Source organism: Micromonospora sp. BQ32 (assembly GCF_059358895.1).
In genome coordinates, this window is the sequence record NZ_JCADBI010000026.1 from 14,991 (window position 1) to 39,515 (window position 24,525).

At 70.5% G+C, this 24,525-nt stretch carries 25 protein-coding genes; 20 read left to right on the top strand and 5 right to left on the bottom strand.

Annotated features, from left to right (window positions below; genetic code table 11):
* Positions 1-25 precede the first annotated feature (25 nt).
* Both tal and tkt read right to left on the bottom strand, forming a co-directional pair.
* Positions 26-1,225 carry a transaldolase gene (tal, locus tag AC5L30_RS31005; protein ID WP_494871660.1) on the bottom strand — a complete coding sequence of 400 codons (1,200 nt, stop codon included), beginning with the start codon at positions 1,223-1,225 and terminating at the stop codon, positions 26-28.
* Between the two features lie 15 nt (positions 1,226-1,240).
* Entirely contained in the window at positions 1,241-3,379 is a 2,139-nt protein-coding gene (gene tkt / locus AC5L30_RS31010) for a transketolase (protein ID WP_494871661.1), read from the bottom strand.
* A 266-nt stretch (positions 3,380-3,645) separates the two neighbouring features.
* Here tkt and AC5L30_RS31015 point away from each other — a divergent pair, with 266 nt between their 5' ends.
* The 3 genes from AC5L30_RS31015 to AC5L30_RS31025 all read left to right on the top strand — a co-directional run bounded on the left by AC5L30_RS31015 (position 3,646) and on the right by AC5L30_RS31025 (position 6,279).
* The gene (locus AC5L30_RS31015) at positions 3,646-4,599 is read left to right on the top strand and encodes a heme o synthase (RefSeq protein WP_494871663.1); all 954 of its coding nucleotides are present in this window, start codon (positions 3,646-3,648) and stop codon (positions 4,597-4,599) included.
* A 410-nt stretch (positions 4,600-5,009) separates the two neighbouring features.
* On the top strand, positions 5,010-5,345 hold the full coding sequence (locus tag AC5L30_RS31020) for a hypothetical protein (protein WP_030337329.1): 336 nt from the start codon (positions 5,010-5,012) through the stop codon (positions 5,343-5,345).
* A gap of 13 nt (positions 5,346-5,358) precedes the next feature.
* The gene (locus AC5L30_RS31025; RefSeq protein ID WP_494871664.1) at positions 5,359-6,279 is read left to right on the top strand and encodes an ATP-grasp domain-containing protein; all 921 of its coding nucleotides are present in this window, start codon (positions 5,359-5,361) and stop codon (positions 6,277-6,279) included.
* Between the two features lie 138 nt (positions 6,280-6,417).
* On the opposite strand, the gene AC5L30_RS31030 is transcribed toward AC5L30_RS31025, so the two are convergent.
* Complete coding sequence (locus tag AC5L30_RS31030) at positions 6,418-7,383, bottom strand: COX15/CtaA family protein (RefSeq protein WP_494871666.1); 966 nt, start codon at positions 7,381-7,383, stop codon at positions 6,418-6,420.
* 98 nt (positions 7,384-7,481) lie between these two features.
* Here AC5L30_RS31030 and AC5L30_RS31035 point away from each other — a divergent pair, with 98 nt between their 5' ends.
* The 13 genes from AC5L30_RS31035 to AC5L30_RS31095 all read left to right on the top strand — a co-directional run bounded on the left by AC5L30_RS31035 (position 7,482) and on the right by AC5L30_RS31095 (position 17,556).
* Positions 7,482-8,282: a helix-turn-helix transcriptional regulator gene (locus AC5L30_RS31035; protein WP_494871668.1), complete on the top strand. Its 801-nt coding sequence runs from the start codon at positions 7,482-7,484 to the stop codon at positions 8,280-8,282.
* Positions 8,279-9,709: a Fe-S cluster assembly protein SufB gene (gene sufB, locus AC5L30_RS31040; protein ID WP_494871670.1), complete on the top strand. Its 1,431-nt coding sequence runs from the start codon at positions 8,279-8,281 to the stop codon at positions 9,707-9,709. The genes AC5L30_RS31035 and sufB overlap by 4 nt, the downstream gene beginning before the upstream one ends.
* A 56-nt stretch (positions 9,710-9,765) precedes the next feature.
* A complete protein-coding gene (gene sufD, locus AC5L30_RS31045) occupies positions 9,766-10,911 on the top strand; it encodes a Fe-S cluster assembly protein SufD (protein WP_494871672.1) in 1,146 nt (381 codons plus the stop codon).
* The gene (locus AC5L30_RS31050; RefSeq protein ID WP_494871711.1) at positions 10,911-11,237 is read left to right on the top strand and encodes a non-heme iron oxygenase ferredoxin subunit; all 327 of its coding nucleotides are present in this window, start codon (positions 10,911-10,913) and stop codon (positions 11,235-11,237) included. The genes sufD and AC5L30_RS31050 overlap by 1 nt, the downstream gene beginning before the upstream one ends.
* A complete protein-coding gene (gene sufC, locus AC5L30_RS31055) occupies positions 11,237-12,010 on the top strand; it encodes a Fe-S cluster assembly ATPase SufC (RefSeq protein WP_494871674.1) in 774 nt (257 codons plus the stop codon). The genes AC5L30_RS31050 and sufC overlap by 1 nt, the downstream gene beginning before the upstream one ends.
* A gap of 20 nt (positions 12,011-12,030) precedes the next feature.
* Entirely contained in the window at positions 12,031-13,335 is a 1,305-nt protein-coding gene (locus AC5L30_RS31060) for a cysteine desulfurase (protein WP_494871676.1), read from the top strand.
* Entirely contained in the window at positions 13,335-13,808 is a 474-nt protein-coding gene (sufU, locus tag AC5L30_RS31065) for a Fe-S cluster assembly sulfur transfer protein SufU (RefSeq protein WP_091403700.1), read from the top strand. The genes AC5L30_RS31060 and sufU overlap by 1 nt, the downstream gene beginning before the upstream one ends.
* Positions 13,805-14,248 carry a metal-sulfur cluster assembly factor gene (locus AC5L30_RS31070; protein ID WP_494871677.1) on the top strand — a complete coding sequence of 148 codons (444 nt, stop codon included), beginning with the start codon at positions 13,805-13,807 and terminating at the stop codon, positions 14,246-14,248. Before sufU ends, AC5L30_RS31070 begins: the two co-directional genes overlap by 4 nt.
* A 186-nt stretch (positions 14,249-14,434) precedes the next feature.
* Positions 14,435-15,043: a TIGR03086 family metal-binding protein gene (locus AC5L30_RS31075; protein WP_494871678.1), complete on the top strand. Its 609-nt coding sequence runs from the start codon at positions 14,435-14,437 to the stop codon at positions 15,041-15,043.
* Positions 15,044-15,304: 261 nt separating this feature from the next.
* Complete coding sequence (locus tag AC5L30_RS31080; RefSeq protein WP_494871680.1) at positions 15,305-15,937, top strand: LysE family transporter; 633 nt, start codon at positions 15,305-15,307, stop codon at positions 15,935-15,937.
* A 143-nt stretch (positions 15,938-16,080) separates the two neighbouring features.
* Positions 16,081-16,728, top strand: a complete 648-nt coding sequence (locus tag AC5L30_RS31085) for an acVLRF1 family peptidyl-tRNA hydrolase (protein WP_494871681.1) — start codon at positions 16,081-16,083, stop codon at positions 16,726-16,728.
* Between the two features lie 91 nt (positions 16,729-16,819).
* Complete coding sequence (locus AC5L30_RS31090) at positions 16,820-17,119, top strand: muconolactone Delta-isomerase family protein (RefSeq protein WP_494871682.1); 300 nt, start codon at positions 16,820-16,822, stop codon at positions 17,117-17,119.
* A 77-nt stretch (positions 17,120-17,196) separates the two neighbouring features.
* Positions 17,197-17,556 carry a YybH family protein gene (locus AC5L30_RS31095; protein WP_494871683.1) on the top strand — a complete coding sequence of 120 codons (360 nt, stop codon included), beginning with the start codon at positions 17,197-17,199 and terminating at the stop codon, positions 17,554-17,556.
* 73 nt (positions 17,557-17,629) lie between these two features.
* Here AC5L30_RS31095 and ypfJ read toward each other — a convergent pair whose 3' ends face one another.
* Complete coding sequence (ypfJ, locus tag AC5L30_RS31100; protein ID WP_494871684.1) at positions 17,630-18,553, bottom strand: KPN_02809 family neutral zinc metallopeptidase; 924 nt, start codon at positions 18,551-18,553, stop codon at positions 17,630-17,632.
* Positions 18,554-18,816: 263 nt separating this feature from the next.
* Here ypfJ and AC5L30_RS31105 point away from each other — a divergent pair, with 263 nt between their 5' ends.
* Positions 18,817-20,421, top strand: a complete 1,605-nt coding sequence (locus AC5L30_RS31105; RefSeq protein ID WP_494871685.1) for an ABC-F family ATP-binding cassette domain-containing protein — start codon at positions 18,817-18,819, stop codon at positions 20,419-20,421.
* Between the two features lie 44 nt (positions 20,422-20,465).
* Here AC5L30_RS31105 and AC5L30_RS31110 read toward each other — a convergent pair whose 3' ends face one another.
* Positions 20,466-21,065: a cadmium resistance transporter gene (locus AC5L30_RS31110; protein WP_494871686.1), complete on the bottom strand. Its 600-nt coding sequence runs from the start codon at positions 21,063-21,065 to the stop codon at positions 20,466-20,468.
* 215 nt (positions 21,066-21,280) lie between these two features.
* On the opposite strand from AC5L30_RS31110, the gene AC5L30_RS31115 reads away from it, so the two are divergent.
* The 3 genes from AC5L30_RS31115 to AC5L30_RS31125 all read left to right on the top strand — a co-directional run bounded on the left by AC5L30_RS31115 (position 21,281) and on the right by AC5L30_RS31125 (position 24,413).
* Positions 21,281-21,508, top strand: a complete 228-nt coding sequence (locus AC5L30_RS31115) for a helix-turn-helix domain-containing protein (RefSeq protein ID WP_074312753.1) — start codon at positions 21,281-21,283, stop codon at positions 21,506-21,508.
* 46 nt (positions 21,509-21,554) lie between these two features.
* The gene (locus tag AC5L30_RS31120; protein ID WP_494871688.1) at positions 21,555-22,322 is read left to right on the top strand and encodes an enoyl-CoA hydratase/isomerase family protein; all 768 of its coding nucleotides are present in this window, start codon (positions 21,555-21,557) and stop codon (positions 22,320-22,322) included.
* A gap of 114 nt (positions 22,323-22,436) precedes the next feature.
* Positions 22,437-24,413, top strand: coding sequence for an ABC transporter ATP-binding protein (locus AC5L30_RS31125; RefSeq protein ID WP_494871712.1), 1,977 nt, complete (start codon positions 22,437-22,439; stop codon positions 24,411-24,413).
* Positions 24,414-24,525: the final 112 nt, after the last annotated feature.

The window sequence follows — 24,525 nt, forward strand, 5'->3', positions numbered from 1 at the left end:
TTGCTGATTCGCTCGCTGCGCTCGCTCATGCGCCACCGGCCTTCTCGGCGGCCTTGGCGTTGCCCTTGGCGGCCTTGTTCGGCGCGCCCTTGCCCTTCGCCGCCGCCTCCAGCGACTTGCGGACCCCGTCGAGCAGCTCCTGCCAGCTGGCCTCGAACTTCTCCACGCCCTCGCGCTCCAGGGTGACGATCACGTCGTCCATGTCCACCCCGACCGACTCCAGGTCGGCGAAGACCTTGCGGGCCGCGTCGTAGGCACCGGTGATGGTGTCGCCGCGGGTCTCGCCGTGATCGGCGTACGCGTGGATGACCGACTCCGGCATGGTGTTGACCGTGCCGGGGGCGATCAGCTCCTCGACGTAGATGACGTCCCGGTAGTCCGGGTTCTTCGTCGAGGTGGACGCCCACAGCGGGCGCTGCGGGTGCGCACCGGCGGCGGCGAGCGCCTTCCAGCGGTCGGAGGAGAACACCTCGGTGTAGCGCTCGTACGCCAGCTGGGCGTTGGCGATGGCGGCGCGCCCCTTCAGTCCCAGCGCGCGCTCTTTGCCGGCACTGTCGGCGGCCTCGTCGGCCATCCGGTCCAATCGCTTGTCGACCTCGGAGTCGACCCGGGAGACGAAGAACGACGCCACCGAACCGATCTTCGACAGGTCGTGGCCGTTCGCCTTGGCCTGCTCCAGACCGGCCAGGAACGCCTCCATGACCGCCGAGTAGCGGTCCAGGCCGAAGATCAGCGTGACGTTGACGCTGATCCCCTCGGCCAGGGTGGCGGTGATCGCCGGGAGGCCGGCCTCGGTGGCCGGGATCTTGATGTAGAGGTTGGGGCGGTCCACCAGCCACCACAGGGCCTTGGCCTCGGCCACCGTCCGGTCGCTCTCGTGGGCCAGCCGGGGGTCCACCTCGATGGAGACCCGGCCGTCGACACCGTCGCTGCCGTCGTACGACGGGCGCATCACGTCGCAGGCCCACCGCACGTCGTACGTGGTGAGCATGCGCACCGACTCCTCGACCTCGACGCCACGGATGGCGAGGTCGCGCAGCTGCCAGTTGTACTCGTCGGCGTCGCTCAGCGCCTTGGCGAAGATCGTCGGGTTGGTGGTGACACCGGCCACGTGCTTCTCGCGGCGCAGCTGGTCCAGCCCGCCGGAGCTCAACCGCACCCGGGAAAGATCGTCGAGCCAGACCGCCACGCCAGCGGCGGTGAGCTCATTCAACTTGTCCGTCATGCCATCCACGCTCCCTCAGTTGCCGGTCGTGAAACCGGTGATGTCGCCCACCCGGGCCAGCGAGGCGTGTGCTGCCGCCACGATCCGGTCGGGGGTGAACCCGAACTGCTCGAAGAGCACGGTGTGCGGGGCGCTCGCTCCGTAGTGCTCCAGGCTCACGCTCTCGCCCAGGTCACCGACGACGCCGCGCCAGGACATCGCGATGCCCGCCTCCACGCTCACCCGTGCCTTTACCCCGCGCGGGAGCACCGACTCCCGGTACGCCTCGTCCTGCGCGTAGAACCACTCCTGGCAGGGCATCGAGACGACCCGGGTCGGGGTGCCGTCGGCCTCCAGCCGCTCCCGGGCGGTCAGGCAGAGCTGCACCTCGGAACCGGTGCCGACGATGATCACCTGAGGCTTGCCGTTGGATGCCTCGGCCAGCACGTAGCCGCCCTTGGCCACGCCCTCCGCGCCACCCAGGACGTCGCGGTCCATGGTCGGCAGCGGCTGACGGCTCAGCGCCAGCGCGGTGGGTCGGTCGGTGTGCTCCAGCGCCTGCCGCCAGGCCCAGGCGGTCTCGTTGGCGTCCGCCGGACGGACCACGTCCAGGCCCGGGATGGCGCGCAGCGCGGTCAGGTGCTCCACCGGCTGGTGGGTCGGGCCGTCCTCGCCGAGGCCGATCGAGTCGTGCGTCCAGACGTAGGTCACCGGCAGCTTCATCAGCGCGGCCAGCCGCACCGACGGACGCATGTAGTCGCTGAAGACCAGGAAGGTGCCGCCGTACGGGCGGGTGCCGCCGTGCAGGGCGATGCCGTTGAGGATCGCGCCCATGGCGTGCTCACGGATGCCGAAGTGCAGCGTGCGGCCGTACTCGTGACCGGGGAAGTCCTTGGTGGCGTGCGCGGCCGGGATGAACGACGGCTCGCCCTTCATGGTGGTGTTGTTGCTCTCGGCCAGGTCGGCCGAGCCGCCCCACAGCTCCGGGAGCACCGGCGCGAGCGCCTCCAGCACCTTGCCGGAGGCGGCCCGGGTGGCCACCCCCTTGGCGTCCGCGGGGAAGACCGGCAACGCGTTGGTCCAGCCGTCGGGGAGTACGTTGCCGGCCAACCGCTCGTAGAGCGCGGTGCGCTCGGGGTTGGCCTTCTTCCAGGCGTCGAACGCGGTGGTCCACTCCTGCTGGGCGTCGGAGCCGCGGCTCATCACCGTGCGGGCGTGGCTGAGCACCTCCTCGTCGACCTGGAAGGTCTGCTCCGGGTCGAAGTCGAGGATCCGCTTGGTGGCCTTCACCTCGTCGGCGCCGAGCGCCGAGCCGTGGATCTTGCCGGTGTTCTGCTTGTTGGGCGCGGGCCAGCCGATGATGGTGCGCAGCGCGATGAAGGAGGGGCGGCCGGTCTCCGCCTTGGCGGCCAGCAGCGCCGCGTGCAGCGCCTCGGCGTCCTCGTGGTAGTCGCCCTGGTCGGCGTCGCCGCTGCGCCAGTCGACGGTCTGCACGTGCCAGCCGTACGCCTCGTAGCGGGCGGCCACGTCCTCGCTCTTGGCGATCCGGGTGTCGTCCTCGATGGAGATCTCGTTGTCGTCGTAGATCACCGTGAGGTTGCCCAGCTGCTGGTGCCCGGCGAGCGCGCTGGCCTCGTGGCTGATGCCCTCCTCGATGTCACCGTCGGAGACGATGCACCAGATGTCGTGGTCGAAGACGGACGCGCCGAGCTCGGCCTCGGGGTCGAACAGGCCGCGCTCGCGGCGGGCCGCCATGGCCATGCCGACCGCGTTGCCCAGACCCTGCCCAAGCGGGCCGGTGGTGGTCTCGACGCCCGGCGTGTGCCCGTGCTCGGGGTGCCCCGGCGTCTGCGAGCCCCACTGCCGCAGCGACTTCAGGTCGTCCAGGCTCAACGGGTAACCGGAGAGGAACAGCTGGATGTAGAGCGTCAGGCTGGAGTGCCCGGCGGAGAGCACGAACCGGTCGCGGCCGGGCCAGTTGGGGTCGGCCGGGTTGTGCCGCATGACGCGGTTGAAGAGGAGGTACGCCGCGGGCGCGAGGCTCATCGCGGTGCCCGGGTGGCCGTTGCCGGATTTCTCTACGGCGTCCATGGCCAGCACGCGGACGGTGTCTACGGCCCGGCGATCGAGGTCGGACCAGTTCAGTGCGGAGTGCTCGGGTCGTTTTGCAGCCACGATGGTTGTGCTCCTCGGCAGATGGGCGGAACCCTCACCGATGACCTTATCGAGCGTCCCTAAACGTGCGCCCGGGGATCTGCGCATGGTGTGTGCTAGGTGACCATCCGGATGCTCGGTTCAACCCGGTGGTGTGACGGTCCGCACCGTTGTCGGGTCGGCCGGGCAGCCAAAACGACGACGCGTAGTGTGTGGGTCGGTATGCGGGCCCACGTGGTCCCGACCGATCCGATCTCCCCGTGCCCGATGCCGGAAGGTGGCAATCCGTGAGCATGATCACCGAGCGCCCCGCGAGCAACCCGGCCGGGCAACACCCGGCGCGGGCGGCCGAGGGCCCGGTGGCCCGGCGGGACGTACGCGCGGTCATCTCGGCGTACGTGGCGCTCACCAAGCCGCGGATCGTCGAGCTGCTGCTGGTCACCACCATCCCGGCGATGATGCTCGCCGAGGGTGGGCTGCCGTCGCTGTGGCTGATGGCCGTGGTGCTGATCGGCGGCTCGCTCGCCGCCGGCGCGGCCAGCGTGCTCAACTGCTACATCGATCGCGACATCGACCAGCTGATGCGGCGTACCAAGCGTCGGCCGCTGCCGGCGCACACCGTGTCGCCGCGAAGCGCCCTGATCTTCGGTCTGGTGCTGGCGGCGGTGTCGGTGGCCATGATGGCGGCGTTCACCAACCTGCTGGCCGCCGGGCTGACCCTCGCCGCGATCGCCTACTACGACCTCGTCTACACGCTGTGGCTCAAGCGCTCCACCCCGACGAACACCTTCTGGGGCGGCGCCTGCGGGGCGGCCCCGGTGCTGATCGGGTGGGCGGCGGTGACCGGCTCGCTGGCGCCGGCCGCCTGGGGGCTCTTCGCGGTGGTCTTCTTCTGGCAGATGCCGCACTTCTACCCGCTCGCCATGAAGTACAAGGACGACTACGCCCGGGCCAGCATCCCGATGCTGCCGGTGGTGGCCTCGATCCGCCGGGTGAACGCCGAGATCCTGATCTTCGCGTGGCTCACCGTGCTCACCTCGCTGGCCGTCTGGCCACTGGGGCTCAGCGCGATCTACGGAGTGCCGACCCTCGTGGTGGGTGCCATCTTCGTGGTCGAGGCGCACCGCCTCTGCCGGCGCGCGACGCGCGGCGAGGCGGTCAAGCCGATGCGGCTGTTCCACTGGTCGACGACGTACCTGACGATCGTCTTCGTGGCAGTCGCGCTCGACGCGCTGATCTGACCCGTTCCGCACGTACTCCCGGCTTGCCCTTCGGATCCACGGCAATGAACCGCCTGCCGGCTTGCGCTGGTCCTCGACTCCGCTTCGCGGCGCCGCTCGGCGGCCTCCGCGTCGCTCGGCGGACCTTTGCTCCGCGCTGCTGGTGGCGAGCGGGATCGATGATCTGCTGACTAATCATGTCCATGGATGAGTTGTCCGGTTTAACGTCACATCAGAGTAACTTTCGACATGAGTCGGATCGACTCAATCGGGGTGGTTCGGGGGCGATTTGCCGACTCGCTTTGAGCGCAAAAGTCGGTATATAACCGGACAGTCAACCTGTGCTCGTCCTTAAACCTGTAGGTAATTGGCATCACAAAAGGTTCATGGTTCTCGCCCGACGGGGTGCAACTCTGCTTAGGCTTCGCGTCATGGCAGATGGTTCCGATACGACGCTGACGGCCGAGCAGACCACCGGCGAGCAGGCGCCCCACGGCCTGGTCGCGGGCCTCAAGGCGTTCGCCGCCGGACACGGCGGCGCGAAGGCGGTCATCGAGTACGTCGGCAAGCGTGGCGCGCGGATCGTCCTGGTGGGTTCCGACGGTGAGTGGGGCGACCAGTTCGCCGACGACACCGTCACCGCCCGGGAGGCGTGCGCCAAGGCGGGAGTCACCGTCGAGAACGCCTGGGAGCGTGAACTGATGGACCAGATGCGTCCGAGCAACGACCTCTGGCGTTCGATGGCCCGCCGTACGATGTCCCGCTGAACAGACAGTTGAATTGACCACATATCACCAGTCGACCCGGGGGGAACCCCGGGTCGCTCTCGTCACCTGCGCCGACCTGGCCGACCTTGATCCGGACGACCGGCTGGTCCTCGCCCCGCTCGCCGCCCGTGGCGTCGCCGTCCAGGCCGTCAGCTGGGACGACCCCGACGTCGACTGGTCGTCCTACGACCTGGTCGTGCTCCGCTCACCGTGGGACTACGCGCTACGCCGCGACGAGTTCGTGTCCTGGGCGGCCACCGTTCCGGCGTTGGCCAACCCGGCCGACGTGATCCGTTGGAACACCGACAAGCGCTACCTCGCCGAGCTGAGCGCCGCCGGGGTGCCGACCGTACCGACGTCGTGGGTCGAGCCGGGGGAGAGCTGGCAGCCGCCCGCCGCGACCGGCGAGTACGTGCTCAAGCCCGCGGTCAGCGCCGGCAGCCAGGACACCGGCCGGTACGACCTGGCCGACCCGGAGCACCGGGACCTGGCCGTCGCGCACGTTCGCCGGCTCTCCGAGGCCGGCCGGGTGACCATGGTCCAGCCGTACCTGCGTGCCGTCGACACCGAGGGTGAGACCGCACTGCTCTTCCTGGCCGGGCCGGAGGGGCTCGCGTTCAGCCACGCGATCCGCAAGGGTCCGATGCTGTCCGGGCCCGACCTCGGCCCGGACGGGCTCTACAAGGCCGAAGAGATCACCGCCCGCACCGCCCGACCCGAACAGCTGGCGGTGGCCGAGCAGACCCTCGCGGCGGTGCCCGGCGGCACCCGACAGCTGCTCTACGCCCGGGTCGACCTGATCCCCGGCCCGGACGGCGAGCCCGTCCTGGTCGAGCTGGAGCTGACCGAGCCGTCGCTCTTCATCGGGTACGCGGACGGAGCCCCCGACCGCCTCGCCACCGCGATCACCACCCACCTGGCCCGCACCGCCTGACCCCCACACCGGACCTGTGCAAGGTGGTGCCACCGCCAAGATCCGCGCAATATCGGAGATGGTGCTGCTTCCCGCGTGTCGGAGGCAGCAACTTCGGGGAAGTTGCGCGGGGAGCGGGGCGGCCAAGCGGCCAGGTGGTCAGGCGGTGACTGGTACCGGGGCTGCGGCGTCGGTCGGGGCGGCTTGGGGGGCCGGCGCGACCGGGCGGCGTTCCCGGGTGGACCACTGCACCGCCAGGGTGGCCAGCAGCACCAGGCAGGAGCCGAGCATGTGCGCGCCGACCAGCAGCGCCGGCACGTGGGTGAAGTACTGCACGAAGCCGATCAGGCCCTGGCTCAGCTCGACGGCGACCAGGATGATCGCGGCGCGGGTGGCCCGCTGCGCACCGACGGCCCGGAACGCGAAGATCAATGCCACCGAGAGGCCGATCAGCAGGAAGACCCCGTCGGCGTGCACCTGGGAGATCGACTCCGGGTCCAGACCGTTGCGGGCGGCGCCGTGGTCGCCGGCGTGCGGGCCGCTGCCGGTGACCCAGGTGCCGATGACCAGCACCGCGACGCTGACGCCCGTGGTGATCCGGGCCAGCGTGCGCAGCGGTGCGGGCACCACGGCCACAACCGGGCCGTCGGGGTCGACGATGCGTCGCCAGAGGGCGTACGCGGCGGCGATCACCGCCATCGAGGCGAGGAAGTGCAGCCCGACCACCCACGGGTTGAGGTTGGTGAGCACCGTGATGCCACCGATCACCGCCTGGGCGGGAATGCCCAGGAACACCGCGACGGCCAGCGCGAGCAGCCCGGGTCGGCGGGGCCGGTGGGCCAGCACGGCCAGCACGGTGGCCAGCGCGATCAGGCCCACCGCGAAGGTCAGCATGCGGTTGCCGAACTCGATCACCCCGTGCAGGCCCATCTCGGACGTGGTGACGTACGACGCGTCGGTGCACCGGGGCCAGGTGGGGCAGCCGAGGCCCGAGGCGGTCAACCGGACGGCCCCGCCGGTGACGACGATGCCCACGTTCGCGATGATCGAGGCGAGCGCGAGGCGGCGCAGCAGGATGCCGGAGACCGGACGGACGATTCGGTTCACGGCGCAAATCCTACGCACCGTAGTGATCGAGGTTCGTCCGACTCCGCCGGCTCGGTGGTTCGGATCACCGGGGCCCGGGTTTGCCACCCTCCGGGTAATTACGTAACGTTGGCGTTGTGAAAAACGCGGCGGCGCTCTCCGGGCACCAACCGACGGCCGTACCGGCCCTCGGTGCGTCCGCCTCCGCGCCCGCCGTGACCACGTCGTCCGGCCTCGCCGGGCCGGCCGCGGCCGAGATCTCCACCCGGGATCGGGTCACCCAGCTGCTGCTGGAGCAGGGTGCCACCACCGCCGCGCAGCTTGGCGCGGCGCTCGGGCTCAGCCCGGCGGCGATCCGCCGGCACCTGGACGCGATGCTCGCGGACGGCGACGTGTACGCCCGGGGGCAGACCGTGCAGGGCAGTCGCGGTCGGGGGCGCCCGGCCAAGGTGTTCCTGTTGACCGAGGCCGCCCGGGTCCGCTGTGGCACACACCACTACGACAACATGGCCACCGCCGCGTTGCGCTGGATCGCCCGCAGTGGCGGCTCGGACGCGGTCGAGGCGTTCGCCACCGAGCAGGTGTCCGCTCTCGAGTCCCGTTGTCGGACGGCCATGGAGGACGCCGGCGACGACCCTCTCGCCCGAGCCGAGGCACTCGCCGCAGCGCTCACCGCCGAGGGTTACGCTGCCAATGCGACCACGATCGCCTCCGGCGGCCAGCTCTGTCAGCACCACTGCCCGGTGGCGCACGTGGCCGCCGAGTTTCCCCAGCTGTGCGAGGCCGAGACCGCGGTTATCTCCCGTCTGGTCGGCACCCACGTGCAGCGTCTGGCCACCATCGCGCACGGCGACGGGGTGTGCACCACGCACATCCCGACCCAGCCGGGCCGCGTTCAATCCGGTAATCCCGTAACCACTGTGAGGACAGATAGATGACCGAGCAGATCGTCCAGCCCCTGACCCAGGAAGAGCAGCTCGCCGCCCTGGGCCGGTACGAGTACGGCTGGTCCGACCCGGACGCCGCCGGGGCGGTCGCCCAGCGCGGCATCAACGAGGCGGTGGTGCGGGACATCTCGGCCAAGAAGAACGAGCCGGCGTGGATGCTCGACCTGCGGCTGAAGGGTCTGCGGCTGTTCGGCCGTAAGCCGATGCCGGCCTGGGGCGCTGACCTGACCGGGATCGACTTCGACAACATCAAGTACTTCGTGCGGTCGACCGAGAAGCAGGCCACCAGCTGGGAGGACCTGCCCGAGGACATCAAGAACACCTACGACCGGCTGGGCATCCCGGAGGCGGAGAAGCAGCGGCTGGTCGCCGGTGTCGCGGCGCAGTACGAGTCCGAGGTCGTCTACCACAAGATCCGTGAGGACCTCGAGGAGCAGGGCGTCCTCTTCCTGGACACCGACACGGCGCTGCGCGAGCACGAGGACGTCTTCAAGGAGTACTTCGGCACGGTGATCCCGGTCGGCGACAACAAGTTCGCCGCCCTGAACACCTCCGTGTGGTCCGGTGGCTCGTTCATCTACGTGCCGAAGGGCGTGCACGTGGACATCCCGCTGCAGGCCTACTTCCGGATCAACACGGAGAACATGGGTCAGTTCGAGCGCACGCTGATCATCGTCGACGAGGGCGCGTACGTGCACTACGTCGAGGGCTGCACCGCGCCGATGTACTCCTCCGACTCGCTGCACAGCGCGGTCGTGGAGATCATCGTCAAGAAGAACGCGCGCTGCCGTTACACGACCATCCAGAACTGGTCGAACAACGTCTACAACCTGGTCACCAAGCGCGCCGTCTGCCACGAGGGCGCGACCATGGAGTGGGTCGACGGCAACATCGGCTCCAAGGTGACCATGAAGTACCCGGCGGTCTACATGACCGGCGAGCACGCCAAGGGCGAGGTGCTCTCGGTGGCGATGGCCGGCGAGGGTCAGCACCAGGATGCCGGCGCCAAGATGGTGCACGCCGCGCCGCACACCTCCTCGACCATCGTGTCGAAGTCGATCGCGCGTGGCGGCGGCCGCACCTCGTACCGGGGTCTGGTGCAGGTGCTGGAGGGTTCGCACCACAGCCGGAGCACGGTCAAGTGCGACGCGCTGCTGGTCGACACCATCTCCCGCTCGGACACCTACCCGTACGTCGACATCCGCGAGGACGACGTGTCGATGGGGCACGAGGCGACCGTCTCCAAGATCAGCGATGACCAGCTCTTCTACCTGATGAGCCGGGGTCTGAGCGAGGACGAGGCGATGGCCATGATCGTGCGCGGCTTCATCGAGCCGATCGCCAAGGAGCTCCCGATGGAGTACGCCCTGGAGCTCAACCGCCTGATCGAGCTTCAGATGGAGGGCGCGGTCGGCTGACGCCGCCCGCCCACCGAGCACCTGACACCGTCGTCGTAGAACAGACCAAGGAAGAAATGACTACCCAGGCTTCCGCGCCGCCGCCCAGCACCAAGTCGCAGGCGCTGCGCTCGTACGACGTCGCCGACTTCCCGGCCCTCACCGGCTTGGAGGAGGAGTGGCGCTTCACCCCGCTCAAGCGCCTCCGCGGCCTGACCAGTGACGCGCCGGCCGCGACCGGCGCGGTCCGACACGAGTACGGTGACCTGCCCGAGGGCGTCGCCATCACCCGGGTCGGCCGTGACGACCAGCGGGTCGGCAGCGTGCTGACCCCGGTCGACCGGGTCAGCGCGCTGGCCTACGGTGCCGCCGCGGACGCCCTGCTGCTGCGGGTGGCCCCCGACGTGGTGCTCGGCGAGCCGGTGCGGCTGCGGGTGGTCGGCGAGGGCGTCGAGCAGCCGTCGTTCGGTCACACCTTCGTCGAGGTGGGCCGGTTCGCCGAGGCGATCCTGGTGCTGGAGCACGTCGGGTCGGCCACCCTGGCCGACAACGTCGAGGTGGCCGTAGCCGACGGCGCGAAGCTGACGCTGGTCACGGTCGCCGACTGGGCCGACGACGCGGTCCAGGCCCAGCACCTGAAGATCAAGCTGGGCCGGGACGCCAAGGTCATCCACATTCAGGTGTCCCTGGGTGGCGACCTGGTCCGGCAGTTCACCAGCGTGGAATACACCGGGCGGGGTGGCGAGGCCGAGCTGTACGGCGTCTACTTCGCCGACTCCGGCCAGCACCTGGAGCACCGGCAGTTGGTCGACCACAGCGTTCCGGACTGCCGCAGCTACGTCGGCTACCGGGGCGCTCTTCAGGGCGAGAGCGCGCACACCGTCTGGGTGGGCGATGTGCTGATCCGGGCCGAGGCGACCGGCACCGACACGTACGAGATCAACCGGAACCTGCTGCTCACCGACGGCGCGCGGGCGGACTCCGTACCCAATCTGGAGATCGAGACCGGCGAGATCGCCGGCGCCGGTCACGCCAGCGCGACCGGCCGCTTCGATGACGAGCAGCTGTTCTACCTGATGGCCCGGGGCATTCCGGAGAGTGAGGCCCGCCGGCTGGTGGTTCGTGGTTTCTTCGCCGAGCTGATCAACAAGATCCCGGTGGAGTCGCTGCGCGAGAGCCTCGGCGACGCGATCGAGGCCCGGCTGACCAAGGCGGGCGCTTGATGATCCGGATTTGCTCCACCGAGGACGTGCCGAAGGGCACCGCGATCAGCGCGGACGTCGACGGCACGCCGATCGCGCTGGTGCACGGCGAGGACGGCAGCTTCTACGCCGCGTACGACGAGTGCTCGCACGCCTCGGTCGCGCTCTCCGAGGGTGAGGTCGACGGCTGCACGCTCGAGTGTTGGCTGCACGGCTCGCGCTTCGACCTGCGCACCGGCGAGCCGACCGGCCTGCCCGCCACCGAACCCGTACCCGTCTACCCCGTCGAAGTCCGCGACGGCGACATCTACCTCAGCCTGACGCCGAGTAATGGAGTGACCCGATAATGAGCACCCTGGAGATCCGCGACCTGAAGGTGTCGGTCAAGCTGCCCGAGGGTGAGCTCAAGCCGATCCTGGCCGGCGTCGACCTGACCGTGAAGTCGGGCGAGACCCACGCGATCATGGGCCCGAACGGTTCCGGCAAGTCCACCCTGGCGTACTCGATCGCCGGTCACCCCAAGTACGAGATCACCGGCGGCACGGTGACCCTCGACGGCCAGGACGTGTTGGCCATGACGGTCGACGAGCGCGCCCGCGCCGGCCTCTTCCTGGCCATGCAGTACCCGGTCGAGGTGCCCGGCGTCTCGGTGGCGAACTTCCTGCGGACCGCGAAGACCGCCATCGACGGCGAGGCGCCGAAGCTCCGTACCTGGGGTGGCGAGCTGCGTGGCGCGATGGAGCGCCTCCAGATGGACCCGGCGTTCGCCCAGCGCAACGTCAACGAGGGCTTCTCCGGTGGTGAGAAGAAGCGGCACGAGATCGTCCAGCTGGAGCTGCTCAAGCCGAAGATCGCGATCCTCGACGAGACCGACTCCGGTCTCGACGTGGACGCGCTGCGTGTGGTCAGCGAGGGCGTCAACCGGGTCCGCGACACCGGCGACACCGGCGTGCTGCTGATCACCCACTACACCCGGATCCTGCGCTACATCAAGCCGGACTTCGTGCACGTCTTCGTGGCCGGCCGGATCGTCGAGCAGGGCGGCCCGGAGCTGGCCGACAAGCTTGAGGCCGAGGGCTACGAGCGGTACGCCGCCGGGGCCGGCACGGCCAAGGCCTGAGCGGGAGAGGCGCTGCCGAGATGACCAGCATCGCGATCCCTTCGGGGATGCCGCAGTACGACGACGTGCCGCGTTTCGACGTGGCCCGGGTGCGCGCCGACTTCCCGATCCTCGGTCGGGAGATCAACGGGCACCCGCTGGTCTACCTCGACAGCGCCAACACCTCGCACAAGCCCCGTCAGGTGCTCGACGTGCTCGACGAGCACTACGCCCGGCACAACGCCAACGTGTCGCGCTCGGTGCACACCCTGGGCACCGAGGCCACCGAGGCGTACGAGGGGGCGCGGGCGAAGGTCGCCGCGTTCATCAACGCGCCGAGCACCGACGAGGTGGTGTTCACGAAGAACTCCACCGAGGCGATCAACATCGTGGCGTACGCCTTCTCGAACGCCTCGCTGCGCCCGGACGCCGACCCCCGGTTCCGGCTGGGCCCCGGCGACGAGGTGGTGATCTCCGAGATGGAGCACCACTCGAACATCGTTCCGTGGCAGCTGCTCTGCGAGCGGACCGGCGCGACCCTGCGCTGGTTCCCGGTCACCGACCAGGGGCGGCTGGACGAGTCGGGCCTGGAGGATCTGGTCACCGAACGGACGAAGATCGTCTCGCTGGTGCACATGTCCAACATCCTCGGCACGGTCAACGCCACCTCCCGGATCACCGCGCGGGTCCGCGAGGTGGGCGCGTTGCTGCTGCTGGACTGCTCGCAGTCGGTGCCGCACCTGCCCATCGACGTGGTCGACCTGGACGCCGACTACATCGTCTTCACCGGCCACAAGATGTGCGGTCCGACCGGCATCGGGGTGCTCTGGGGTCGGGGTGAGCTGCTGTCGGCCATGCCGCCGGTCTTCGGCGGCGGCTCGATGATCGAGACGGTCACCATGGCCCGCTCGACGTTCGCCGCGCCGCCGGCCCGCTTCGAGGCGGGCACCCCGCCGATCGCCGAGGCGGTCGCGCTCGGTGCGGCGGTCGACTACCTGACCGGCATCGGGATGCAGGCCATCCAGTGGCACGAGAAGGAGCTGACGGCGTACGCGCTGGAGGCTCTCGGCTCGGTGCCGGACCTGCGGATCTTCGGCCCGACCGTGCCGGTGGGCCGGGGCGGCACCATCTCGTTCGCGCTGGGTGACGTACACCCGCACGACGTGGGTCAGGTGCTCGACTCGCTCGGCGTGCAGGTGCGGGTGGGCCACCACTGTGCCAAGCCGGTGTGCAGCCGGTTCGGCGTCCCGGCCATGACCCGGGCCTCGTTCTACCTCTACACCACCACCGAGGAGATCGACGCTCTGGTGGCCGGTCTGGAGCAGGTGCGGAAGGTGTTCGACTGATGCAGCTCGACCAGCTCTACCAGGAAATCATCCTGGACCACTACAAGCGCCCGCACGGGCGTGGCCTGCGCGACGCCGACGACCCGGGTGACCAGGTCGCGGAGGCGCACCACGTCAACCCGACCTGCGGTGACGAGGTCACCGTCCGGGTGGCCACCGACGGCACGGTGCTGCACGACATCTCGTACGACGGGATGGGCTGCTCGATCAGCCAGGCCTCGGCGAGCGTGTTGCACGAGTTGCTGCGCGGGCGGGGCGCTGGGGAAGCATTCGAGGTGCACGAGGCGTTCGTGGAGTTGATGTCCGGACGTGGCCAGGTCACGCCGGACGAGGACGTGCTCGGTGACGGGGTTGCTTTCGCGGGCGTTGCCCGTTACCCCGCCCGGGTCAAGTGCGCGCTGCTGCCGTGGATGGCGTTCAAGGACGCCGCGGCACGCGCCGGTGTGGGCGTGAGCCCGGAGGTGAAGGCATGAGCAGCGAGAATACGGCTACTGCGGCGACGCCGGAGGCTGGTGACGCCGTCGTGGAGCAGACCGATGCGGTGACGCCGGACGCGGGCGACGCGGCCGCCCCCGCGGGTGGCGTCAGCAAGGCCATGATCGCCGACATCGAGGAGGCGATGAAGGACGTCGTCGACCCGGAGCTCGGCATCAACGTGGTCGACCTGGGCCTCGTGTACGGCGTCCACGTCGACGACGAGAACGTCGCCACCCTGGATATGACGCTCACCTCGGCGGCCTGCCCGCTGACCGACGTCATCGAGGACCAGACCCGGCAGGCGCTGACCACCGGCCCCGGCGGCGGCCTGGTCAACGACATCCGGATCAACTGGGTGTGGCTCCCGCCGTGGGGCCCGGACAAGATCACTGACGAGGGCCGGGACCAGCTCCGCTCCCTCGGCTTCAACGTCTGAGCTGATCCCACTTCGTCGAGCGCGGCACCCGGACGGGTGCCGCGCTCGACGCGTTTCCAGGATCGCGCGAAAGCAGTGGAACGGATCGTTCCGGTCTGTTAAGCTGGGTTCATCGAACGGAGCGGAATATTCCGCTCCGGCGGCGGGTGGAGCAGCTCGCAGGACCCCGGCAGAGAGGGCAGGACGATGAGCGAGATGGCAGCGGGGCAGTGGCGGACCGTGCTCGAAGAGGCGCACGCGGTGCTTCGAACGACAGTCGAGGGGGTTCCGGCCGACGCCTGGGAGCAACCCACCCCGTGCGAGCGGTGGAACGTCACCCAGGTGCTCCAGCACGCGGCCGGCGACCAGCTCGCCTTCGCGGCGGCGATCGACGGCGGGTCGGGGCCGGCGGAGGACCCGTTCTCGCCCTCCGGTCGGGTCGACGGTGACAAGCTCGCCGGCCTGCGCGCCGCCCTCGACGCGTCTGCCCGAGCCTGGAACGGTGTCGCCGACGACGACCCGGAGGTGCCCACGCCGCTGCCCCAGGGCAAGCTGCCGGCCGAGGTCGGCGCCGTAGCGTGCGCCCTGGACGCGGCAGTGCACGCCTGGGACATCGCGGTGGCCACCGGCCAGCCGTCCCCGCTCGGCGCCGACCTGGCCCGACCCCTGCTGGTGGTGGCCCGGCAGATCGTCGAGCCGCTGCGGGCCTATGGCGCGTACGCCCCGGCGATCGACCCCGCTGCGGAGGCCGACGAGGTCGCCGCCCTGCTCTCCTACCTCGGCCGCGACCCCCGGTGGCCCGGAGTTCAGCTCTGATCGGTCGGCACACCCCCGACAACCAAGATCGCGCTCGATCTTTGATGTTGGCCTCGGTGCGTCGCCGAGGCCACTACATCCTGGTTCGAGCGCGATCTTTGGCGCGGGGCGCAGGGAAATTCGGTGGCGGGGGCGTGGGTTCGGCGCGGAAGATGCGCGTGTGATTGAGGCGTACCCGAAGCAGGTTCCTGTCCGTGCGGCCACTGCCGTGCGTCGACAGCGCACCGTGCCCCGGCCCGCCTCGCTCCCGCGCCCGCCGTCGTGAGCGGCGCGTTCCTCGCCGGTCTCGTGGCCGGCTACGGCGTCGCCATTCCGGTCGGCGCGATCGCAATTCTCATTCTGGGGCTCAGCGCCCGTACCTCGTTTCGGGTGGGTGCGGCCGCAGCGCTCGCCGTGGCGACGGCCGACGGGCTCTACGCGGTGGTGGCCGTGCTCGGCGGCGCCGGCCTGGCCGGGATCATCGCACCGGTCGCCGGGCCACTGCGGTTGGTCGCCGCCGTGGTCCTGCTCGGTCTCGCCGGGCATGGCCTGTGGCGGACGTGGTCCGCGCACCGCTCGCAGCGGCCGCCTACGGCACGCGACGGTGGGGGCATGAGCACTCCGGGGCGGGCCTACGCGGCGCTGCTCGGGTTGACCCTGCTGAACCCGATGACGGTGCTCTACTTCACCGCCCTGATGCTCGGCCGCCGGGACACGGCCGACTCGGGCATGGTCCCGGTGGCGCTCTTCGTGGCCGGGGTGTTCCTGGCGTCGGCGAGCTGGCAACTGGTCATCGCCGGCGGTGGCACGGTGGTCGGCCGGGCGCTGACCGGGCCGCGTGGCCGGCTGGTCACCGGACTGGTCTCGAGCGCGCTGATCGCCGCGCTGGCGGTGGCCGCGCTGCTGCCAGGCTGAACGGTCACGGCAACCATCCGACGGCTCGGCCACGCGGCCGAGGCCCGACCGCGCCGGGTCGGCGGTGTCGCCTGGTGTGTTCCGGGCCGGGTCCGGGGCCGCCCGGGGGCCCGGATGGGTTCGCGGTGCCGTACGGTCGGGCGATGACCAGTCGACCCGCAGCCGGCGGAGGCCGGTGGGTCGAGGTCGACCCGGCCCGCGTCGGCCGCTGGGTCGAGGGCTTCGCCGACCGGCACGGCCCGCCCACCACCAGCGCCCGGGAGTACGGCCTGCTGCTCGCCGCCCCGGACGGGGCGACCGCCGAGCTGTACGCCCCGCCGGGTGCGCCGGCCGGCACGGATGTGGCCGGGTTCGTGGCTTCCGCCGTCCTGCCCCGCCGGATCGGCCTGCTGCTGGCCCGCAAGGGCGCGGTGGCGCTCGGGGTGGCCGAGGGCGCCGACCTCGTCGTCTCCAAGGTGGACACCCGGTACGTGCAGGGGCGCACCGCTGCCGGGGGTTGGTCGCAGCACCGGTTCGCCCGCCGCCGCGACAACCAGGCGAAGGCGGCGCTGGGTGACGCGGCGGACCTGGCCGTACGGCTGCTGTTGCCGGAGGCGACGACGCTCGCCGCGCTGGTCTGCGGCGGTGACCGGCGGGCGGTGGACGGGGTGCTGGCCGACCGGCGGTTGGCCCCGCTCGTGCCGTTGCGGGCGGAGCGGCTGCTCGACGTGCCGGAGCCCCGGCACGCGGTGCTGGTCGCGGCGGTGGGCGCGGCCCGGGCGGTGCGGATCCTGGTGCGCGACCCGGACTGACCTCGGCGTTCCCCGGCTTCCCAGGGAGACGACCGCCACCCAAAACGGGGTTCCCGGCGTGCTGCCCGGCCGGCGGCCGGAGGATGGGCGCGTGGAGTTTCTGGTTGACATGGTGACGACGGTGCCGCAGGGGACATCGGAGGACGGGGTCGTCGACATGCGCGCGCGAGAGGCGGCGCGCTCGGCCGAGCTGACGGCGCAGGGCAGCCTCCTGCGGCTGTGGCGGCCGCCGCTGGCGCCGGGGGAGTGGCGTACGTGGGGGCTGTTCCAGGCCGACGACGCCGATGAGCTGGAAGCCGTGCTCGCGTCGATGCCGTTGCGCGCCTGGCGGCGCGAGACCGTGACGCCGTTGACGCCGCACCCGAACGACCCGGGTCAGCCGCCTCGCTGAGCCTGGAGGGGCTCGCCGGCACGTGCGGCGGCTCGACAGGCACGCCATGGGACACGTCCGTCAGCAGAGGAGATTGCATGTCCGAGGCCCAGATTCTGCGTACCGTCCTCGATCGGTGGAAATCGGCGGTAGACGCCCACGAGCCCGATCGGGTTGCGGCGTGCTTCACCGACGACGCGATCTTTCAGGGGTTGCAGCCGTACACGGTCGGTCGTGCCGGCGTCGCCGCGTACTACGCCGGACAGCCGCTCGGCCTGACCGCCGCGTACGACATCCGGGAGATCCGCCGTCTCGCCGACGACGTGGTGCTCGGCTACCTGGAGGTGGAGTTCGGCTTCACCGACCGACCGGCCCTGACCGTCAATCTCGGCGTGCTCCTGCGGCGGGTCGAGGACGACTGGCTCATCGGCCACTACCAGGTCTCGCGACTCACCTGACCCGGGGCTCCCCGCCGCCGGAATGGCGATCGTGGCAGGCCCGCCGAGGGCCTGCCACGATCTCGGGACGGGGTCAGAGCTGGTCGGTGCCGAACGTGTCGCAGGTCTTCGGGTCGCCGCGGTCGTAGCCCTGGGTGAACCAGCGCTTGCGCTGCTCGGACGTGCCGTGGGTGAACTGGTCGGGGTTGACCCGCCCGCCGGAGCGCTCCTGGATGCTGTCGTCGCCGATCGCCTCGGCGGCCTGCACGGCCTCGCTGATGTCGGTCTGGGTGATGGACGTTAACAGCGGTTCCTGGCCGGTCTTGTCCTTGCTCTCGGTGGCGTGCTTGGCCCAGGCGCCGGCGTAGCAGTCGGCCTGCAACTCCAGCCGCACGGAGGCGGAGCGGGGGCCGCTCTGGTCGCCCTGGCCGGCCTTGGCGTTGGTGCCGAGCAGGTTCTGGATGTGGTGTCCGTACTCGTGGGCGAGCACGTACGGCTGGGCGAACTCGCCCTTGGCGCCGAACCGGGAGGCCAGCTCGTCGTAGAAGCTCAGGTCGATGTACACCTGCTTGTCGGCGGGGCAGTAGAACGGGCCGACGCCCGAGTCGGCCTGCCCGCAGCCGGTGCTCACGGCGGCCTGGAAGAAGTTGGTGTCGGTCGGCTCGTACTCTCCGTTGCCCAGCTCCGGGTACGCCTTCTGCCAGTATGCCTGGATGCTGTTGACGTAGAGCGCGTTGCGGCAGCGCGCGTCGTCGAGACGTTCGGGGTTGTCGCGGGAGCACAACTGCTCCAGGTCCGTGCCGCCGGCCTGACCGCCGCCCTCGTCGCCGTTGGTCATGGCGTTGAGCCCGAAGCCGCCGCCGAGCAGCGCGATGAGCACGGCTACCACGATGCCGATGATGCCGCCTCGACCGCCGCCGCCGGGGATCGGGATGCCGAAGCCGCCGCCGGATCCGCCACCGCGGCCCACGTCGTTGACCTGGGAGGTGTCGATTTCGGCCCGCTCGTTGAGTTCCATGGTGACCCCGATCGCCGTATGCCGGTGAATGTCTGTTGTGTGTCGTTTCGTCCATCGAGTGCCGGACGGGGTCCGGACAGGCGTTCCGGTACCCGATGATCTTGATCGGTAATCCGGGCGGGCCGTCCGACGGCGCCCGGTACACTTGTCAGGTGCTGCGCTGCGAAGGCTGAACCGCCCCGCGCCGTCGGGCCCCTTGAGCCCGCCGGCCGTTTCGCGTGCCCCGAGTCAGCCTTCCGAACCCCGAGAGCGAGCCCGCAAACATGATCACTGCCACCGGCCTGGAACTGCGTGCCGGTTCCCGGATCCTGCTGTCCGACACCACCCTGCGCGTGCAGCCGGGTGATCGGATCGGCCTGGTCGGTCGCAACGGCGCCGGCAAGACCACCACGCTGAAGGTGCTCGCCGGCGAGGGGCAGCCGTACGGCGGCCAGATCGACCAGCGCAGCGCCATCGGCTACCTCCCGCAGGACCCGCGTACGGGTGACCTGGAGGTCACCGGCCGCGACCGGGTGCTCTCCGCGCGCGGCCTGGACGTGCTGATGGCGCAGATGCAGGAGGTCGAGGCCCGGCTCGCCGAGGACGCCAACGACAAGTTGGTCCGTCGGTACGGCGCGCTGGAGGACCAGTTCGCCGCCCTCGGCGGGTACGCGGCCGAGGCTGAGGCCGCGCGGATCTGTGCCAACCTCGGCCTACCGGACCGGGCGCTCGCGCAGACCATCGGCACCCTCTCCGGCGGTCAGCGTCGCCGCATCGAGCTGGCCCGGATCCTGTTCCGCGACGCGGGCGAGAACGGCGGCGGCATCCTGCTGCTCGACGAGCCCACCAACCACCTCGACGCCGACTCGATCACCTGGTTGCGGGGCTTCCTCGCCAACCACAAGGGCGGCCTGATCGTGATCTCCCACGACGGCGCGCTGCTGGAGTCGGTGGTCAACAAGGTCTGGTTCCTCGACGCCACCCGGTCGGTCATCGACGTGTACAACCTGGGCTGGAAGGCGTACCTGGAGGCGCGCGAGACCGACGAGCGACGCCGCCGCCGGGAGCGGGCCAACGCGGAGAAGAAGGCCGGCGCGCTGATGGCGCAGGCCGACAAGATGCGGGCCAAGGCCACCAAGACCGTGGCCGCGCAGAACATGGCCCGCCGCGCCGAGAAGCTGATCTCCGGCCTGGAGGAGGTGCGGGTCTCCGACCGGGTGGCCAAGGTTCGTTTCCCCAACCCCGCGCCGTGCGGCAAGACCCCGCTCACCGCGACCGGCCTGTCCAAGTCGTACGGCTCGCTGGAGATCTTCACCGACGTCAACGTGGCGGTGGACCGGGGCTCCCGGGTGGCCATCCTCGGGCTCAACGGCGCCGGCAAGACGACCCTGCTGCGGATGCTCGGCGGGCTGCTCAGCCCGGACACCGGCGAGGTGCACGCGGGCCACGGCCTGCGGCTGGGCTACTACGCCCAGGAGCACGAGACGCTGGACGTGGAGCGGACGGTGCTGGAGAACATGCGCGCCGCCGCCGTCGAGCAGTCCGACACCGACCTGCGCAAGATCCTTGGCGCGTTCCTCTTCTCCGGTGAGGACGTGAACAAGCCGGCCGGCGTCCTCTCCGGTGGTGAGAAGACCCGACTGGCGCTGTCCACCCTGGTCTGTTCCGGCGCCAACGTGCTGTTGCTCGACGAGCCGACGAACAACCTCGACCCGGTCAGCCGGGAGCAGGTGCTCGACGCCATCGCCAACTACCCCGGCGCGATCGTCCTGGTCACCCACGACCCGGGTGCGGTGCTGGCGCTCAAGCCGGACCGGGCCATCCTGCTGCCCGACGGCGACGAGGACGCCTGGAGCGACGACCTGCTCGAACTGGTCGAGCTGGCCTGACCGGGAACGGCTGGCCGGGAATGGCTGGCCGGCTCGGCGGGCTCTCAGCCGAGCAGGTCGGCCAGTCGGCCGAGCACACCGGAGCTGACCAGGATCACCAGCCCGATCGCGATGAAGATCGTCGGCACCAGCCAGGCGCCGGCACGCTGGACCAGCCGGACCACCCTCCGGTGTCCGCCCAGCCAGGCCCCGGCCACGCACCAGAGCGCGATCAGCAGCACGAAGACCAGCAGGAACACGGCGCTGTCGGCCACACCGAGGGCCCGGAAGACGGGTACGTAGACCGCGACGTTGTCGGCGCCGTTCGCGATCGTCACCCCGGCCACGCCGAGCGCTCCGGTGACGACCGCAGGCGTCTCGTCGTCATCCGAAGCCCGCAGCGCGCGTACGCCGAGCGCGATCGGCAGCAGACCGAGCAACCCCGTCCACGGGTCGGGCACCACCAGGAGGCCACCCGCGATCACCGCGCTGGCCAGCGCGAGCGCGCCAATGCCGAGGTATTGGCCGGCGACAATCTCCCAGGTGCGGGGTTGGCCGGTGGTGCGGGCCGCGACGAAGAACAGCGTCAGAATGACGATGTCGTCGATGTCGGTGGCGGCGAAGACCACGGCCGCAGCGCCCGCGCTGCTCAACAGGTCGATCACGACCGAAGGCTACGGGTCGTCGGCAGCCGCCAGCGCCACCGGTGGTACGCGTGGACGCCGCGGCGGGCCTGATCGCCAGGATCACTCTATCGGGAAGCTGACATTGCATAGCGTGTCGGTTGGCGAAGAGTTGATATCTGGCGCATGATCGTTCGAGGCGGTCTAATAGGTGGGACCGTATCCGAACCGCACAGTCTGGGACGTGAGGACACAGCATGGCAGCCACTGGCACAGCCACCAGCACTGAGAAGGGTCGCCGGATCATCGGAGCCGAGCGTCAGACGCTCGCCAAGGACCTGGTAAAGCGGTACACCTCGGGGGAGAGCATCCGCGCGTTGGCGGCCTCGACCGGCCGTTCCTACGGGTTCATCCACCGAGTGCTCACCGAGTCCGGGGTGCAGCTGCGTCAGCGCGGCGGTGCCCGGCGCCGCAAGAAGGCGTGACCCGCCCCTCAGCGTCGTCCACCAGCGCCGCGCCCCGGGACGTCCGGTGACAGCCGAGGCGACCGGGGTTCGGCTGACTTGCGACGGGCCGGTCGCCACGGTGACGTTGTGCCGGCCCGACGTGCTCAACGCCCAGACGCCCGCGATCTGGCGAGCGATGAGCGACTTCTCCCGCGACCTGCCCGGCGACGTCCGGGTGGTGGTGGTCCGGGGTGAGGGTCGCGCGTTCTCGGCCGGCCTCGATCTCGCGGTGGCGGGTGCGTCCGGCCCGGGGTCGTTCGCCGAGTTGGCCACGCTGCCCGAGCAGGAGTGCGCCGAGCGCATCGCGGAGTTCCAGGCCGGTTTCACCTGGCTGCACCGGCCGGATGTCGTCTCCGTCGCGGCCGTGCAGGGTCACGCGATCGGTGCCGGCTTCCAGCTCGCGCTCGCCTGCGACCTTCGAGTGCTGTCCGCGGACGCGAAGCTGTCGATGGCCGAGGTGACGCTCGGCCTGGTGCCCGACCTGGCCGGCACGAAACGCCTCGTCGAGCTGGTCGGGTATTCGCGGGCGTTGGAGATCTGTGCGACCGGCCGCCGGTTGGACGCCGCCGAGGCGGACCGGATCGGGCTGGCCACCCTGGTCGTGCCCCCGGCCGAGCTGGACGGCGCGGTGCGGGACCTGACCGCCGGCCTGCTCTCCGGGGCCCGCGACGCGGTGGTGGAGATCAAGGCGTTGCTCGCCGGTGCCGCCGGGCGGTCGCACGCCGACCAGCAGCGCGCCGAGCGGGAGGCGCAGACCCGTCGGCTGCGTGACCTCGCCGGCAGGGGAGAATAGGTAAGGACCGCACGGGAAGATCCGGGTTACGACTGAGGTTGTCACACTCGTCGGGAGAATTGACCTGACGGTGCGGTCTGCCCGGCAACCCGGAGGTGAGCGATGTCCAACCCGATGTCCGGCGGTGGCATGGCCGGGTGGAGCATGCTCCGGTCGATGCGCAACCGCGACGAGGTCTCCACCCACCGGCTCCAGCGCGGGGTGGCCCGCCGCATCGTCGCGTTCGCCCAGCCCTACCGGCGCGACATCGTCGTCTTCCTGGCCACCGTGGTGTTGGCCGCCATCATCGGCGTGGCCACGCCGGTGCTCGCCGGTGACGTGATCAACGCGATCAACCGGGGTGGCACCGAGGCCGGCCGGCTCGTGGTGCGGCTGGCCCTGTTCATCGCCGCGCTGGCGGTCGCCGACGCGCTGCTCTCGCTGGCCCAACGGTGGTATTCCGCCCGCATCGGCGAGGGCATCATCCTCAACCTGCGCACCCGGGTCTACGACCACGTGCAGCGGATGCCGTTGCAGTTCTTCACCCGTACCCAGACCGGCGCCCTGGTCAGCAGGCTCAACAACGACGTGCTCGGCGCCCAGCGGGCGTTCACCTCCACCCTGTCCGGTGTGGTCAGCAACGTCATCCAGCTGGTGCTCACCGCGGCGGTGATGTTCACCCTCTCCTGGCAGATCACCGCGCTCTCGCTGGTGCTGCTGCCGATCTTCATCATTCCGGCCCGCCGGGTCGGTCGACGGCTGGCGGAGATCACCCGCGAGGCGTACAACCTCGACGCCAAGATGAACGCGACCATGACCGAGCGGTTCGGGGTGGCCGGCGCGTTGCTGGTGAAGCTCTTCGGCCAGCCCGAGATCGAGGCCCGCCGGTTCGCCGACCGGGCCGAGCGGGTCCGCGACATCGGCATCCAGTCCGCGATGTACTCCCGCACGTTCTTCGTGGCGATGTTGCTGGTCGCCTCACTGGCGCAGGCGCTGACCTACGGTCTCGGCGGCTGGCTCGCGGTGACCGGCGGCGTCAGCGCCGGCACCGTGGTGACGCTCGCGCTGCTGCTCACCCGCCTGTACGGGCCGCTCACCGCGCTCTCCAACGTGCGGGTGGACGTGATGAGCGCGCTGGTCTCCTTCGACCGGGTCTTCGAGGTGCTCGACCTCAAGCCGGGCATCGTGGAGAAGCCCGACGCGGTGCCGGTGCCCCGGGGCGCCGGCCGGGTCGACTTCCGCGACGTGCGTTTCCGCTACCCGAGCGCCGCCGAGATCTCCCTCGCCTCCCTGGAGGAGGTCGCCACGCTCGACCGGACCGTCAACGAACCGGTCCTCAAGGGCGTCTCGTTCAGCGTCGAGCCGGGGCAGATGGTCGCGCTGGTCGGCCCCTCCGGGGCCGGCAAGTCGACCCTGTCGATGCTCATCTCCCGCATCTACGACGTCAGTGACGGGCAGGTGCTCGTCGGCGGGGTGGACGTGCGCGACGCGACGCTCGCCTCGCTGCGTGACGAGATCGGTGTGGTCACTCAGGATTCTCACCTGTTCCACGAGACGATCGCCGAGAATCTCCGCTACGCCAAACCGGACGCCACCGACGACGAGATCTGGGCCGCACTGGCCGGGGCGCAGGTGGCCGACCTGGTCCGGGCGCTGCCCGACGGTCTGGACACCACAGTGGGCGAGCGCGGCTACCGGTTCTCCGGTGGCGAGAAGCAGCGCATCGCGATCGCGCGACTGCTGCTCAAGGCCCCGTCGATCGTGATCCTCGACGAGGCGACCGCACACCTGGATTCGGAGAGCGAGGCGGCGGTGCAGCGGGCGCTGTCGGTGGCGCTGGCCGGGCGTACCGCGCTGGTGATCGCGCACCGGCTCTCCACCGTCCGCGACGCCGACCAGATCCTGGTCCTGGACGGCGGGCGGATCGTCGAGCGAGGTCGGCACGAGGAGTTGGTCGCGGTCGGCGGGCTCTACGCCGAGCTTTACCGGACCCAGTTCGCGGTCGCCGACTCGCCCACCCCGTTCGTCGACGCGACCGGCCCCGAGCCGGTGGTCATGCCGCTGGGCACCTACCGCGCCGACGAGGTGCTGCCGCCCGCCGCCGCCAACTGACGGTCAACCAGACGCGGCTCCCGTCCGTCGCGGTCACTCCGGCGAGCCCCGCGCGTTGATCGACTCGGGCTCCTGAAGATCGCGGTGTCCTGGTCGCGTTGACAGCACGCCT

Coding starts and splice junctions, on each gene's coding strand:
- tal (WP_494871660.1), bottom strand. CDS start 1,225: ATGACGGACAAGTTGAATGAGCTCACCGCCGCTGGCGTGGCGGTCTGG.
- AC5L30_RS31020 (WP_030337329.1), top strand. CDS start 5,010: ATGGCAGATGGTTCCGATACGACGCTGACGGCCGAGCAGACCACCGGC.
- sufB (WP_494871670.1), top strand. CDS start 8,279: ATGACCGAGCAGATCGTCCAGCCCCTGACCCAGGAAGAGCAGCTCGCC.
- sufD (WP_494871672.1), top strand. CDS start 9,766: ATGACTACCCAGGCTTCCGCGCCGCCGCCCAGCACCAAGTCGCAGGCG.
- AC5L30_RS31050 (WP_494871711.1), top strand. CDS start 10,911: ATGATCCGGATTTGCTCCACCGAGGACGTGCCGAAGGGCACCGCGATC.
- sufC (WP_494871674.1), top strand. CDS start 11,237: ATGAGCACCCTGGAGATCCGCGACCTGAAGGTGTCGGTCAAGCTGCCC.
- AC5L30_RS31060 (WP_494871676.1), top strand. CDS start 12,031: ATGACCAGCATCGCGATCCCTTCGGGGATGCCGCAGTACGACGACGTG.
- sufU (WP_091403700.1), top strand. CDS start 13,335: ATGCAGCTCGACCAGCTCTACCAGGAAATCATCCTGGACCACTACAAG.
- AC5L30_RS31070 (WP_494871677.1), top strand. CDS start 13,805: ATGAGCAGCGAGAATACGGCTACTGCGGCGACGCCGGAGGCTGGTGAC.
- AC5L30_RS31075 (WP_494871678.1), top strand. CDS start 14,435: ATGAGCGAGATGGCAGCGGGGCAGTGGCGGACCGTGCTCGAAGAGGCG.
- AC5L30_RS31085 (WP_494871681.1), top strand. CDS start 16,081: ATGACCAGTCGACCCGCAGCCGGCGGAGGCCGGTGGGTCGAGGTCGAC.
- AC5L30_RS31095 (WP_494871683.1), top strand. CDS start 17,197: ATGTCCGAGGCCCAGATTCTGCGTACCGTCCTCGATCGGTGGAAATCG.
- ypfJ (WP_494871684.1), bottom strand. CDS start 18,553: ATGGAACTCAACGAGCGGGCCGAAATCGACACCTCCCAGGTCAACGAC.
- AC5L30_RS31105 (WP_494871685.1), top strand. CDS start 18,817: ATGATCACTGCCACCGGCCTGGAACTGCGTGCCGGTTCCCGGATCCTG.
- AC5L30_RS31115 (WP_074312753.1), top strand. CDS start 21,281: ATGGCAGCCACTGGCACAGCCACCAGCACTGAGAAGGGTCGCCGGATC.
- AC5L30_RS31125 (WP_494871712.1), top strand. CDS start 22,437: ATGTCCGGCGGTGGCATGGCCGGGTGGAGCATGCTCCGGTCGATGCGC.